Source organism: Photobacterium leiognathi (assembly GCF_030685535.1).
Classification (GTDB): Bacteria; Pseudomonadota; Gammaproteobacteria; order Enterobacterales; family Vibrionaceae; genus Photobacterium; species Photobacterium leiognathi.
The window spans coordinates 1167493-1181677 of sequence record NZ_CP131599.1; the positions used below are offsets into that span (position 1 = coordinate 1167493).

Annotated in this window: 9 protein-coding genes, 1 pseudogene and 1 riboswitch; of the genes and pseudogenes, 3 read left to right on the top strand and 7 right to left on the bottom strand. The window is 39.9% G+C overall.

The annotated features are described in order from the left end of the window. Positions 1 to 50: 50 nt before the first annotated feature. From Q7674_RS05385 to Q7674_RS05400, 4 genes and pseudogenes are all read right to left on the bottom strand, one after another. Positions 51 to 2054: a diguanylate cyclase domain-containing protein gene (locus tag Q7674_RS05385; RefSeq protein WP_305421986.1), complete on the bottom strand. Its 2004-nt coding sequence runs from the start codon at positions 2052 to 2054 to the stop codon at positions 51 to 53. Next, positions 2051 to 2428: pseudogene (locus Q7674_RS05390) on the bottom strand (YfiR family protein); the annotation flags it as partial. The pseudogene Q7674_RS05390 and the gene Q7674_RS05385, both read right to left, overlap by 4 nt. A 21-nt stretch (positions 2429 to 2449) precedes the next feature. After that, positions 2450 to 2668, bottom strand: coding sequence for a hypothetical protein (locus tag Q7674_RS05395; protein WP_305421988.1), 219 nt, complete (start codon positions 2666 to 2668; stop codon positions 2450 to 2452). A gap of 9 nt (positions 2669 to 2677) precedes the next feature. Beyond that, positions 2678 to 4822 (bottom strand): TonB-dependent receptor plug domain-containing protein, encoded by a 2145-nt coding sequence (locus tag Q7674_RS05400; protein ID WP_305421991.1) that lies wholly within the window; start codon positions 4820 to 4822, stop codon positions 2678 to 2680. 411 nt (positions 4823 to 5233) lie between these two features. After that, positions 5234 to 5335, top strand: a riboswitch (TPP riboswitch). A 78-nt stretch (positions 5336 to 5413) separates the two neighbouring features. Here Q7674_RS05400 and thiD point away from each other — a divergent pair. Continuing rightward, positions 5414 to 6265: a bifunctional hydroxymethylpyrimidine kinase/phosphomethylpyrimidine kinase gene (gene thiD / locus Q7674_RS05405; RefSeq protein WP_045064821.1), complete on the top strand. Its 852-nt coding sequence runs from the start codon at positions 5414 to 5416 to the stop codon at positions 6263 to 6265. A 365-nt stretch (positions 6266 to 6630) separates the two neighbouring features. Then, positions 6631 to 9048, top strand: a complete 2418-nt coding sequence (locus tag Q7674_RS05410; RefSeq protein ID WP_045064823.1) for a beta-N-acetylhexosaminidase — start codon at positions 6631 to 6633, stop codon at positions 9046 to 9048. Positions 9049 to 9109: 61 nt separating this feature from the next. Here the strand turns inward: Q7674_RS05410 and Q7674_RS05415 are convergent, their stop codons facing one another. The 3 genes from Q7674_RS05415 to Q7674_RS05425 all read right to left on the bottom strand — a co-directional run bounded on the left by Q7674_RS05415 (position 9110) and on the right by Q7674_RS05425 (position 12767). After that, positions 9110 to 11050, bottom strand: a complete 1941-nt coding sequence (locus Q7674_RS05415; protein WP_045064824.1) for a monovalent cation:proton antiporter-2 (CPA2) family protein — start codon at positions 11048 to 11050, stop codon at positions 9110 to 9112. Positions 11051 to 11060: 10 nt separating this feature from the next. After that, positions 11061 to 11675, bottom strand: a complete 615-nt coding sequence (locus Q7674_RS05420) for an NAD(P)H-dependent oxidoreductase (protein ID WP_045064826.1) — start codon at positions 11673 to 11675, stop codon at positions 11061 to 11063. 156 nt (positions 11676 to 11831) lie between these two features. Beyond that, positions 11832 to 12767: an AraC family transcriptional regulator gene (locus tag Q7674_RS05425; protein WP_052679889.1), complete on the bottom strand. Its 936-nt coding sequence runs from the start codon at positions 12765 to 12767 to the stop codon at positions 11832 to 11834. Between the two features lie 229 nt (positions 12768 to 12996). On the opposite strand from Q7674_RS05425, the gene Q7674_RS05430 reads away from it, so the two are divergent. Then, on the top strand, positions 12997 to 14148 hold the full coding sequence (locus Q7674_RS05430; protein WP_305421996.1) for an iron-containing alcohol dehydrogenase: 1152 nt from the start codon (positions 12997 to 12999) through the stop codon (positions 14146 to 14148). The last annotated feature ends 37 nt before the right edge of the window (positions 14149 to 14185 follow it).

Sequence of the window (14185 nt, forward strand, 5' to 3'; positions counted from 1 at the left end):
AGGTTAACAGCAAAGCCAGCACAATCGTTGCTGGCTTTCACGAAACACCCCTAAAACTCAAAGTTATCTATTCGATTAAATTCGGTAATTCGTCCTTTACCTTGCATCTTAGATTGGTACATCGCCATATCCGCGCAATGTAATACGCTATCAATACCTGTCACATCATTAGATTCAATATAATAACAACCAATACTCGCCCCAACGTGGATCATATGTCCTTTAATATTAATCGGTTGAGAAATGTTATTAATGATTCGATTACCAATATTCAAAATCGATTCACGTGTTTTTACTGGGTTTAATACAGCAACAAACTCATCCCCAGCTAAGCGCGTTACAATGTCATTTTGACGAACACTCATCATTAATTTCTTCGCTACAATTTGCAGCACCTGATCACCAATTTCATGACCATAAGAATCATTCACAAATTTAAAGCCATCTAAATCAATAAATAATACTGCCATGGTTTCAAGGCGCGGCATCGATAGCTTTTCAATTAAATAGCGATGTAAAAACTCACGATTCGGTAAATGAGTTAACGTATCATGCTGCGCAATATGTGCTAATCGTTGTGCTTCTTTAACGGAGCTAATGTCAGAAGCTAATACCACAATTTGGCTATCACGTGTTTCACTATCAATGATCTGACTAACCTTCAATTGTAATGGAATAGAGACCTTACGTTGCTGGTTATAAATAGCGCATTCCCCTTGCCACTGTTGGTGTAATGACAACGCCATCAAAATCTCTTTCTTCATTGGTAAACTATCCGTTTCAGTTAATACTGAACGGTAATATTTACCGATAACATTGGCACGCTTCAAACCAATAAGACGACAAAACGCACGGTTAACCATTTCAATATGTACACAATTATCAAGCAATAAAATGGCTTCATTGCTGTTTTCAAAGATCTTTGCAGCCAGTTGTTGTTGACGCTCTGCTTGGCTTTTCTCTGTCACATCTTCAAGGGCAAATAAAATCTGTTGTTTGTGTGGCAGTGGCTGACTAACCACTTGATAAATGGAAGTACCTTTCACGCCTTCAGCTTTGATCAATTCATGATTAAACTGTGCTCGCCCTTCTAGCACTAACTGTAACTTCTGCTCGAAAGCTTCAAACTCAATCGGGTTAATAACTTTGCAGAAATTACGAGATTTCATCGCAGGAACAGAGTAAGGAAACAGTGACGCACAACTTTCATTGGCTAAAATAATACGCCCATTACGATCCACAACTACTAAGGCATGTTGAACCGTGCTGATCACATCATCTGCAAATGCTTTCTCATTTTCTAACTGCGAAATCGTATGTTTAATTTTGGACTCACGCTGATTAAGCTTTACAATCATCGTGTTAAAACAATCAATTAATGCATTAATTTCATCTTTGGCATCTGATGCCTGTTTAATTGTATCGGTTTGATTAAAGTGAATGACATTGATCATCGCATCATTTAACTGGCGAATCGGACTGATCATCCAATGACGTAGGCGATGTATTACAAAAAAGCTAAGCAGTACCAAGGCTGCCAATAAGTACATACTGACTTCTAACTGAGAGGTTTTTATTTCCTCTAATGCCGCTAATGACACAACAACCTTTAGCCTTGCTAACTCTTCCTCTTCAAAGACTACAGGAACAACCATAAACAAGTGGTTATGGCTAAAAATATACCCTTTACGCTCAGCAATCTCCTTCTCCGACTCTGTTGGCATAACTGACGGTTGCTTCTGATTCTGATATTTAGCAAATACCATTTTTGCATCTCTCATCACAGATACAGAAGTGATCATAGGGTCGGCACAAAATGCGGATAATATTTCATTTGCCGTTAATGGATCATCAAATTGAATCGCAGCAGTTAAGTTTGTACCAATACCTGTTGCGAGAATATTGATTCGATTAACTAAATTCTGCTTTTCACTTTCGATATATTTATACGAACCTAATGTTTGGAATACCAAAAACAACACCACAACAAAAAAGACCAGAGGCAAATATAAACGTTGGCTTAATGATAAAGAGTTCATCCAATTTTTGCTCATGGCTGCACTCCTTTCACAGGTTGTGTTTCTAGCTTTGGCAAAATGGCAATTTTTAATAATTTAGAGCTAATAGAAAGCTTTGCTCTTTTAGCGTTAACCAGTGCAATTGCAGGACGAACTTTATTGTCCATTGAACGCAATTCAATCATGCCGCCTTTATTTAAAAATGATTGACCTGAGCCAATAGTTAACACCCCTTGCTCAATAGGTATTTGATTCAATTTTTGCTCTCGTTGAGGAGATATATAGGCAATTTGGCATTGGTCAATTTGATTAATATTCGTTAACGTGACGATGTTATTTCCAATGTTATTGGCTTTAAGTAAACGACTTAATGTTAACGCTACCTTATCAGTACCGAGTGTGCAGTACGTTAATTTTTCGCTTGTTTTTAGCTACGTGATAAATTGCGAGAAACGGTAAATATACACTGCGGAAATTTCATAATCGGCAGCATTATGAGCATGCACTTTATGAGCTAAGGTATTAATACAAAGCGCCAAGGCAACCACAAAATATAAAATGTACAGACGGCAAAAATGGTAAGGCTTACCGATAAGCCCTACTACTTTCTGTTTCATTTTATTGTTCGGTGCGCAATCGTTACTTTGCATTTAGCCCCACTAAAGTGTTGTCCACGATAGACGCATAAATACCGTTTCTTCTAACGGTGCTTTATTGGGCATATCTTCATAGGTCGAACTGCCTAAACCATCAACAACAAACTCTACCAATGACCACGAGTGTTTTTGCTGCCATGCAACGCGTAAATCCAATGTAGTAATCGCAGGTGCTTCATAATATTCCAGTGATGATGACACTGAACCTTTATGTTTTAACCACCAATCAATTTGCCATTGAGGATTAAGTGTCCACATCATTTGGATCGAACCATAATGGTTCGGCTGATGATCATATAATGCTTTATAACCGCCATTGAGATATGTATCACACGTTCGATAGCGTGAATCGCACTCTGCTTGTGTATCAATAAAGCTGTATGAGGTATTGAAATTGATCGCTTCTGAGGGTTGCCAAAACAAAGCTAACTCAGCGCCATAACTCTGTGCTGTTAAATTATCACTATAACTGTTTCTAAAGATCGCCGTTCCACCTGGTAATGTAGTGCCATCTTCACAATAACCATAAGTACAGATCCAACGACCATCATCAATCATACGTAGGTTATCGTACTCACTGTAAAAAACAGTGGCATCAAGGGAAAATGTGTCAGTTATTTTTCCACGATAGCCCGCATCCCAAGTAACAACTGATTCATTATCCATATCCTTATTACCCGCGGTATAGTTCATCGCAGGATACATACCGACACAAGACGGATGCTGAGATAAATCACAATTTGGAATAGAAGCGATCGCATTACCTAAAACAAACATGTCCGTTGTTGAATCAACCGCAGATGGCGTTACTACAGCGCGACCAATACCAGTCCACAATTGATGATCATCTGTCGCTTTATAATGTAACCTTAATTGCGGCTGTAACTCTGTTGTATCGTTACGTGTAAAGTGCTCAACTTTAACACCAAGGCTCGATGTCAGCTTATCCGTTAGTTGTGTTTCTAACTGTGAGAACACATTATAAATCTGCTCTCGCTGCACACGCTCATAAGCCAAGCGCTGATAAGGTTGCATACCAGTATAATAATTAGCTTTGGCGGTTGGGATCTTTAGGCGTGTATAACGGGCACCAATACCCATTGTTAACTCATTTTGTTCATTAAGCTGTTTGATCATTAATAGATCACCATTCACAGTACTATATTGACCATTCGCTGTTGGCTCTGTACGTGAATTATTATCAATCCAAAATGAGCCTTTATATTGGGTGTCATCAAGTGTCTTACCAAAATTAAGGCTCGAATAAACCCCACGTGAATAATCCTTTAATAACGAAGGATTAGCGACAATAGCAGTATCAGGATACAAAGGATGAAGGGGTTGTTCTAAAAAATCATAGGTGTACCAACTAGAATGCTCAGACTTGGTGTGATAACCACCTAGCTGGAAAGTTAAAAACTGATCGTCTTCAATATAATCCGTTCTAAAAGCAACGTTATAGTTATTCCACTCATCATCATTAAACGAGTAATAATCAGATTGAACACCTTTTACTGATAATCTTGCTGTTGTAAAATCATTTAGCTGAAAGCCATAACGATAGTCAGCTTCTTTATAATTATATTTACTATGGGCTATTTCAAAAAACTGACCGAGAGTCTCATTACTATTTTTAGTAATAATATTAATGACACCATTGGTCGCATTACCGCCCCACATCGTGCCAGCAGAACCACGTAAGATTTCAATACGATCAATATCATCTAAAATGGTATCAATGGTGTGCCAGAAAGTACCTGACATTAGAGGGCTAAAAACACTGCGCCCATCTACCATGACGAGCAATTTATTAAATAGCGTTTCATTCAAACCACGAAGAGAAACTTGCCAGTTAAATTCACTGAGCTTTGTTACCTGCACACCCGGTGCCAACGCTAATGCTTCAGCAATAGAGCGAACACCACTTCGACGAATTTGTTCATTCGTGATCACATAGATAGCAGCAGGTACATCATTAAGCGGCTGCTCTTTTTTTGCTGCCGTCGTTACCGTTACGTTCTGACTTGTTAACTCATCTAAGTCCATCGACATCAGATTATCAATGTCAGATGACGCCGAAGCTGCGCTATAGAATGACAATATGAATGCCGACAAGAAATACGATAACGAATGTAAATTTTTCTTCATGGTTATTATGTTAGGTAAACGTTCCCTCCTAAATTCTATCAAAGTAGTTATGGTTATTAATAATAAGGTTATATATATCCATACCACTCAAAAATACCAAAAAGGCATAACAAACAGGTTATTTTCATTTAAAAAATAAACAATTTTTATATTAACCATCCAACAATATAAGCTTAATACTAAAAAAAAATAATAATACTCATCAAAGGCCATAGTTATTAATATTTAGTTACGCTTTAAATTCTTTTAGAGAATAATTTTTTTCTTAACCAAATGTAAATAATTAGACGCAGTTAACAACTAGATAGCTTACCTATTACTTAGATAACAAAATAATCAAATTCATTAACTAACTAAATCTCATGAATCTCCGTTAATAGCAGCCTCATGCTCATCTTTTTGGTACTATATAACACTTAGTCGGGGAGCCTTGTGCTGAGATCACATCCAATGTGGAACCCGTATTCACTTGAACCAGTTAGTACTGGCGTAAGGAACTAAAATCAATTGCTATTTAATTGACGCTTAAAGGTAAGTTTTGATACACGCTTTTAAGCGAGCACTTCTTACGCTTTATTATAGAGATATGCTATGTCAGTCACTTTCAATAAAGCAACAACCCCCATCGTTCTTACCATTGCAGGCTCAGACAGCGGTGGCGGTGCAGGTATCCAAGCAGATATCAAAGCAATATCAGCCACTGGCGGGTATGCGTGCTCTGTGATTACCGCTATCACCGCACAAAATACCCTTGGGGTTTCTGCCGTTCACCCTATCCCTTTGCCGATTATTGAAAAACAGTTAGATGCTGTATTTAGTGATTTAAACATTGTCGCAGTTAAAGTCGGTATGCTTGCTGATAGCGATATCATTGAGCTGGTCGCGGCGAAAATACGTCAATATAAGCCACGTTTTTTAGTGGTCGATCCTGTGATGATTGCCACCAGCGGTGATCCTTTATTAAAACAAACAGCAATAAAAACCCTTAAAACAGCACTACTACCGCTTGCTGATAACATTACCCCAAACCTGCCAGAAGCCGCGGCATTAACCCAGTTAGCTATGCCAAATACCCAAGATGGCATGTTGGCAATGATAGATGAACTACGTTTACTTGGTGCAAAATCAGTATTGCTTAAAGGTGGGCATCTTGAATGCACTAACGAAAGTAATGATGTACTGATTCTGCCGCAAGAGATAGAAATCTTCTCTGCGCCAAGAATCCAAAGCCGTAATACCCACGGAACAGGTTGTACATTATCATCAGCTATCGCCTCTTATCTTGCTCAAGGCTATACACTTATGTCTGCCGTACAACTGGCAAAGCACTATATTACCTCGGCAATTGAGTATGCCGATCAGCTCGATATCGGGCATGGTCATGGTCCTGTTGATCATTTCTTTGCATTACGTTCCAAAACAACGAACAACCACGGCTCTTAATCGCTTATTACGACGAAATATCCCTCATATATCAATATGATAAATGAGGGATAACACATGAACGAACATCACAACCGCAGTGTAACCACGCTACACTTTGTCATTTTTTTCCTAATTTTATTTATTCTTTTAAGCGGATCACGCTTATTTCGTCAATTAGCAATTTAGTGCTATTAGTCTTCTTATTTTTATTTATCTTCAAGTAACATAAATATAACAAGTAATATGGTATTTCGTGATCTAGCATTAAGTGATAAAGCCTTACTACTCAGATAAGGTTCTTATTTTTATTAGATTGTCAGGATATTTATCTCCAAGCGACTAAATTAGACCTTATTACGGCTCCCCATCGCTTAGAGAAAAATATGAACTTAAAACCTTTAGCATTCAGCATTGCCTTACTATGTTCGGTTCCTACTATGGCAGCAAAACCTAATACAGATCTTCAGTTAATGCCTTACCCTCAGCAAGTGTCATTAACCAATAGCACCCCTTTAGTAATTGATCGTCATTTCAATGCGCAATTAACGGGCTTCACTTCACCACGATTGATCTCATTGGTTGAACGCCTAAATCACCGCATTGAAAGGCAAACAGGGCTGTTTCGCACAACACCTATTCAAACTAAAAACCAAACACCTACACTGACGATTGATGTTAAAGCGCCAGCACCAACAAAAGTGCAACGAGCAAAAGAAGATGAAAGCTACCAGTTAGACGTAACCAGTAAACAAGCCAAATTAACGGCTAATACGCCTTATGGTGCAATGCGCGGTATTGAAACCTTCTTGCAGTTGATTCAATCCGATACCAATGGATTCAACATTCCTACCGTCACCATTGAAGATTCACCTCGCTTCCCTTGGCGCGGAGCATTAATTGATACAGCTCGCCACTTTATTCCTGTTGATGTGATTAAACGTCAACTTGATGGTCTTGCATCAGCCAAACTCAATACATTCCATTGGCACTTAACCGATGATCAAGGCTGGCGTTTAGAATCTGTTGCCTACCCTAACCTACAAGAGAAAGGCTCAGACGGACTCTTTTATACCCGAGAACAAATTAAAGATGTGGTGGCTTATGCCAATAGCCTTGGTATTCGAGTCATTCCAGAAGTGGATTTACCCGGTCATGCTAGCGCAATTGCCGCGGCTTACCCTAAGCTAATGACCGAAGTACAAGATTATCAAATAGAGCGTAAATGGGGGGTTCATAAACCCTTACTGGATCCGACTAAACCTGAAGTCTATAAATTCATTAACACCTTAATTAGGGAAGTTACCGAGCTATTTCCTGACGAATATATTCATATTGGTGGTGATGAAGTTGATCCTGAGCAATGGAATAACAGTGCTCATGTTCAGCGTTTCATGAAAGAAAATAATTTGAAAGATGCGCTCGCCCTTCACGCTTATTTTAACCAACGCGTCGAGCAGATTTTAAAACGTCATAAACGAAAAATGATCGGCTGGGATGAAACCTATCACCCAGATCTACCTAAGAGCATTGTGATCCAATCATGGCGTGGTCACGACTCTTTAGGTGAATCTGCTAATGATGGTTATCAAGGTATTCTTTCCACGGGCTACTACATTGATCAGGCGCAACCTGCTGCAATGCACTATCGTAATGATCCGATGCCAAAGCCACTTCAAGTCAATGATGTCATTGCCGAAGGTGAGCAATGGCAAACTTGGGCGTTTTCTGCTCCTCGTAAAAAAGGCAGTCCCGTTACAGGAACATTTACTTTGATCACTGCGAAAGATGGCACTCAACGTGGCTTTATCGATTACAAAGGTAAATCCCGTCGTGCGATTTTTGATATTCAAAGCATTAAGGGTGTCACCCAATTTTGGATGGATTCTTGGATGGGTAAAACCATACCTAAAGTAGTGCTAAAAGATGGCGTACTAACTGGTGATATGCAGGTCGGTAATGCCAACTATCCAATGACAGGAAAGCTAATTGCAGCTTCAAACATCGAAGGTAGTCAATATCCAACCGCACCCAAGCCAGTTGAATTGAAGCAAAAACAACAAGATCGCATTCTTGGTGGTGAAATCACTTTATGGGCTGAAAACGTTAAATACGATACGCTTGAATTACGCATGTGGCCTCGCTCTTACGTGATTGCCGAGCGTCTATGGTCTGATGCTTCTATTACAGATGAAGATAGCATGTATCAGCGTATGGAAACCATGGATGATTGGTCAACACTATCGGTAGGATTACAACATCAATGGAATAGTATGGTAGGGCTAAAGCGTCTTGCTAACGGACATGATATTGCGCCACTGCAAGTGCTATCAGAAGCGATTGAACAAGCACAATACTATCATCGCCACCATGAGAAATGGGTGAACGAAAACTATGATCAATTCGATCCTCTCAATCGCTTAGCAGATACCTTACCACCCGAAAGTTTAGAAGTTAGAGCGTTAACACAAAAGGTAAATGCCTTTGTGAAAGATCCAAATAACGCAACGCTAAGCACAGATATTAAAGCAATGTTCCAACGTTGGGCTGATAATACCCAAGCGGTGATGCCAATTATTGCTAGCAACCACTTACTTACCCAAGTTGAACCTATTGTTCAGCAAGTTGATTTGTTATCACGCACGGGGATTGAGTTAGTCGATATTATTCAATCAGGTAAAAAGCTCGACCAAAAGCAAATCATCACAATTAAACAAATGATTGCTAAAGCAAAACCGATCCAAGATGAATTAATCGTGGCTATTGTCTACCCAGTAGAAACGCTACTGAGTCATGCTTACTAACAGCTATAACCATTAATAAAAAAGGAGCCAATTGGCTCCTTTTCTTTTACGTATCAAGCAATTAACTTTCGTGTTTATCCACTAAATCTTGCTCAACTTCTTCATTGAATCGCTTTGGCGGCGGTGTCCAACCACGCTCAGACTTAGTATGTTTGTCCGTACGTTCTTGTTTCATTGCCTCACCTAAAGTGGACTCTAGCTGCATGAATAGCTCAACATAAGAGGTATTAAAGCGATCTTCATCAGTACTTTCTGCCCATGTTTGATACAGCTTCTCTTTACTCTTCGCTTCTGTTTCCACAAAGGTTGCTTTTTGCTGCTCAGCTCTAAATGGGTGTACACCAAGGTTTTTCAGTGCTTCAGTACCTAATGCCAATGCAGAACGGTAAGTTTCACTGATCACATAATCAGCACCAGCACAGCGAAGTGAATAGTGATGACCACGATCATAAGCTCGGGCTAAAACACGTACATTCGGGTATGTCTGCTTCACATAATGCACCAGCTCTGTCGCGCGATCTTTATCGTCAATAGCAACAATGAATAATTTTGCTTCTTCAATTCCCGCGGTATGTAACAAGTCATGGCGCGTTGCATCACCAAAGAAACTCTTAATGTTAATTTGACGCATGTTATCAATTTGCGTTACCGAGTGGTCGAGCACCACGGTTTTTACACCGTTCGATGCCAATAAGCGGTTAACGATTTGACCAAAACGACCAATACCAGCAATGATCACTTTACCTTGTTCATCAATTTCATCGGCTTCTCGTTCATTCTTCGCTTCACTAAAGCGCGGCAAAATAACGCGATCAAACAAGATAAATAAGCCCGGAGTTAGGAACATCGACAACGCCACAACTAGCGATAACGTCTGGCTTATTGACTCAGGCAGTACATTGTTTTGTACGGTATAGCTTAATAATACAAAGCCAAATTCACCAGCTTGTGCCAGACTTAGTGCAAATAACCAGCGATCACTTCCCTTCACTTTGAAGATAAACGATAGCAATAACAGCACCAAAAACTTCACTAGCATCACACCAACAGTAATGCCAATAACAGTACCGAATTGATCAAACAGCACGCTAAAGTCGATACCCGCACCGACAGTGATAAAGAATAATCCTAATAACAAACCTTTAAATGGCTCGATATTTGATTCTAATTCATGTCTAAATTCACTGTTTGCCAGCACCACACCCGCAAGGAAAGTACCTAATGCTGGTGATAAACCGATCAAACTCATTAATGCCGCAATACCAATCACTAGCATCAATGCCGTTGCGGTGAAGATTTCACGTAAGCCTGATGAAGCAACAAAACGGAACAATGGACGACTTAAATAATGCCCACCAACAACCACACCAGCAATCGCAAGAATAACCACAATCGCATAAGCCCAGCCAGGAAGCCCTGCCACTAAACTAAGCTCTTCATGATGCTCTGCCGCTTTTGCCACTACCGCTTGTGATTTTTCCACCAGCTCAGGAACAGCTAATAGTGGGATCAACGCCAGCATTGGGATCACAGCAATATCTTGGAATAACAAAACAGAAAACGCACTTTTACCACCTTCTGTTTTGCTAAGCCCTTTCTCGCTGAAAGTTTGCAGTACAATCGCTGTAGAAGAGAGCGAAAAGATAAGGCCGATAGCAAGTGCATAAGACCATGCAATATCAAACAGGTGCGCAATCCCCATAACCGCAAGTGCGGTCACAATCACCTGCAAGCCACCTAAGCCTAATAAGCGATGTCGCATACCCCATAGAATTTTGGGTTCAAGCTCTAAACCCACCACAAACAGCATCATCACCACGCCAAATTCGGCAAAGTGCTGAATCGTTGTCGTTTCGCTACCAACTAAACCGATCACAGGGCCAATCACGACCCCTGCAATTAAATAACCCAATACCGAGCCTAAACCTAATCGCTTAGCTAACGGTACGGCAATAACAGCTGCCACCAAATAGATGAAAGCCTGTAGAAAATAACCTGTCATTATGCGCTCTCTATTTAATGATCAACTCTAAGCTATGATTCATCTTTGATAACTTACTTGCCACATCGTAGTTAAACTTATTATCTTGAATCGCAATTAGCACTTTTTTCCAGTTCTGAATATGTTGTTCGATACGACGTTCTTCATTAGCTGTACCTGCCCCAAACAAAGCAAACGGAGCAAGAAAATCCATGCCAGTTAATTCAGCCATTTGCTCTAACGGCTGTAATAGCTCACGAATAGTAAAATGGTTAAAACCATCTTTACGATAGCTTGATTCAGACCCTCCTGCGGTTAAGGCACAGAAGAATTTTTTACCAACGAGAGCGTTCCCTTCACTACCATAAGCAAAGCCATATTCCAGCACTAAATCTTGCCATTCTTTTAATAGCGATGGTGTGGAATACCAGTATAAAGGGAACATAAACACAATAATGTCATGTTCAATGAGTCGCTGCTGCTCTCTATCAATATCAATACGATAAGTTGGATATTCTGCGTATAAATCGACGCAAGTCACATTGGCGATCGTTTTTGATGCATTAAACAACGGCACATTAATTTCTGAACGATTTTGTGACGGATGAGCAAATAAAATCAGTATTTTCGGTTGAGACTCAGGCATAGTTTTCCTGTTTTAATCATTATTTATCTACGACTGCAATGTGACACTCAATAGCGCCTAAAGTTCCACATAACACATACAAACAACAATTTACATTCTTTCAAGGGATAATATTGTATATCAAAACAGCTTTTTATTACTGCTAAAAAGCAATAACTATTTCATATAGCCGTTATTAGACTTTGAAATAAACCCTGCATTTTCATCAATACGGCTGGGCGGCACTCCAAAATAGCGTTTAAATTCACGGCTAAACTGTGCTGCACTTTCATAGCCAACCCGCTGCGCTGCTAAATTAGCCGCTAATCCTTCCTGCAGCATATGGTTTTTTGCATGATTTAAACGGATCTTTTTGATGTACTGCAACGGAGGATCAGTCACCACTTGCTTAAACACTTTATGAAAAACAGAAACACTCATACCTGCCATCTCAGCCAGATCATTCACATTCAGCTTTTGAGCATAGTTGCCCTGTATAAAGCTAAGCACTGATGCAATTTTTGCCAATGAGCTATCTTGCTCACAATAATGCGCTAATAAATAGCCCTGATCACTTTGCAATAAATAATAAAAGAAACGTCGAAGCAAAGCCGTACCGAGTACTTTAGTATCAAGAGGATTATGCAAAATTGATAATAATTCCAACATACAAAGGTACATTGCTTCTGTCATTTGCGATGTCGCCACACCACAGCGCGTATCTTCAGTTTTCCAATACGGATGCTCAGATTGCATGATTGAGACTAACTCTCTGATAACATTAATATCTAAATCAATATTTATCCCCATTAATGGTGTCTCTGGTGACGCAAAAGTCTCAAAACTAATAGGATAAGGTGTAGTCACAATCAAGCAACGTTCTACATCATAGCCAAACTGATGTTGATTCAAATGACCGATCTTATTTCCTTGAAATATAATAACAATACCTTGCTCGTACATTTGAGGAGTCAGTCTATGGTAACGATCAATCCGAAATATTCGCACCCCTGGTAGTAATGTATGAACGCGATTGGTTTGATCGGCTATACCATAGTATTCACATAAGGTTTTTGCTGTTTTTGCAAGCTGCTGTTTTAACTTCTCATTCATCTATCAATTCTCGGTACTAACGCATTACACATAATGGGCTCATCCTCAAAATGGCTGTAATTGGCTAGATTTCACCATAGCATATTCATCACTCTCTCTCGCCCAATAAAATAGAAATAGGCAAGAATTAAATAGGATTATGTATGTAATTACATTGTGATTCCCCTAAACTGACAACCGAAAAGAACAACAATATTTTATGTGTCAGTTATAGATATCGGAGCAAACAATGGACAAGTTTACTTACCAAAACCCTACAAGTATTCACTTTGGTCAAGGTCAAATTGCCGCAATCACTACTGCTATTCCAAAAGATAAAAAAGTGTTAGTTATTTATGGTGGCGGCTCAATTAAACAAAACGGTGTTTACGAGCAAGTCGCTAACGCATTAGAAGGTTTCAATTGGGGCGAGTTTTCAGGCGTAGAACCAAACCCTCAATACGACACACTAATGCAAGCTGTCGAACTAGTAAAAACAGAAGGTTATGATTACTTACTTGCTGTCGGTGGTGGTTCAGTGGTTGATGGCACTAAATTTGTTGCCGCAGCGGCTTGTTACCAAGGTGAAGATCCTTGGCATATTCTGTTAAAACAAGAACCTGTAACACACGTAATACCACTTGGTTGTGTGCTCACATTGCCAGCAACGGGCTCTGAAAGTAACGGTGGTTCGGTTGTTTCTCGTGGTAAAGATAAGCTGTTCTTTGGCTCACCACTAGTTAGACCTGCTTTTGCTGTGCTTGATCCACAAACCACATTAAGCTTGTCACCGCGCCAAGTTGCTAATGGCGTTGTTGATGCATTTGTTCACACCATGGAGCAATACCTAACCTACCCTGTGAATGCCAAAGTACAGGATCGCTTTGCGGAAGGTCTACTGCATACACTGGTTGAAGAAGGCCCTAAAGCACTAGCAACACCAGACGACTTAGCAGTGCGTGCCAACATCATGTGGTCGGCAACCCAAGCGCTAAACGGCTTAATTGGTGTGGGTGTTCCACAAGATTGGACAACCCATATGATTTACCATGAGCTAACTGGTAACTACGGTATTGATCATGCGCGTACACTAAGCATTGTATTACCAGCGGTAATGAAAGTACGTCGTAAAGAGAAAGAAGCTAAATTACTGCAATTTGGTGAGCGTATTTTCGGTATAACATCTGGCACAACTGATGAGCGTATTAATGCTGCGATTGAACACACTATTGCATTCTTTAAGCAAATGGGTGTACCGACCAGCCTTGCAGACGTTGAACTCAATGAGAAAGATATTGATGTGATCCTAGCAAGCCTTGAGAGACATGGCATGGTGGCATTAGGTGAGCATCAAGACATTACCTTGCCAATTAGCCGTGAAATCCTAAACACCGCGCTATAATTAATTGTCGCATTAATAAAAAAGGGAGCTTAGATGC

Bases quoted from the DNA above. Each gene is read 5' to 3' on its own strand.
- Q7674_RS05420 (WP_045064826.1), bottom strand. From the start codon at position 11,675: ATGCCTGAGTCTCAACCGAAAATACTGATTTTATTTGCTCATCCGTCA.
- Q7674_RS05415 (WP_045064824.1), bottom strand. From the start codon at position 11,050: ATGACAGGTTATTTTCTACAGGCTTTCATCTATTTGGTGGCAGCTGTT.
- Q7674_RS05385 (WP_305421986.1), bottom strand. From the start codon at position 2,054: ATGAGCAAAAATTGGATGAACTCTTTATCATTAAGCCAACGTTTATAT.
- Q7674_RS05395 (WP_305421988.1), bottom strand. From the start codon at position 2,668: ATGCAAAGTAACGATTGCGCACCGAACAATAAAATGAAACAGAAAGTA.
- Q7674_RS05425 (WP_052679889.1), bottom strand. From the start codon at position 12,767: ATGAATGAGAAGTTAAAACAGCAGCTTGCAAAAACAGCAAAAACCTTA.
- Q7674_RS05410 (WP_045064823.1), top strand. From the start codon at position 6,631: ATGAACTTAAAACCTTTAGCATTCAGCATTGCCTTACTATGTTCGGTT.
- thiD (WP_045064821.1), top strand. From the start codon at position 5,414: ATGTCAGTCACTTTCAATAAAGCAACAACCCCCATCGTTCTTACCATT.
- Q7674_RS05400 (WP_305421991.1), bottom strand. From the start codon at position 4,822: ATGAAGAAAAATTTACATTCGTTATCGTATTTCTTGTCGGCATTCATA.
- Q7674_RS05430 (WP_305421996.1), top strand. From the start codon at position 12,997: ATGGACAAGTTTACTTACCAAAACCCTACAAGTATTCACTTTGGTCAA.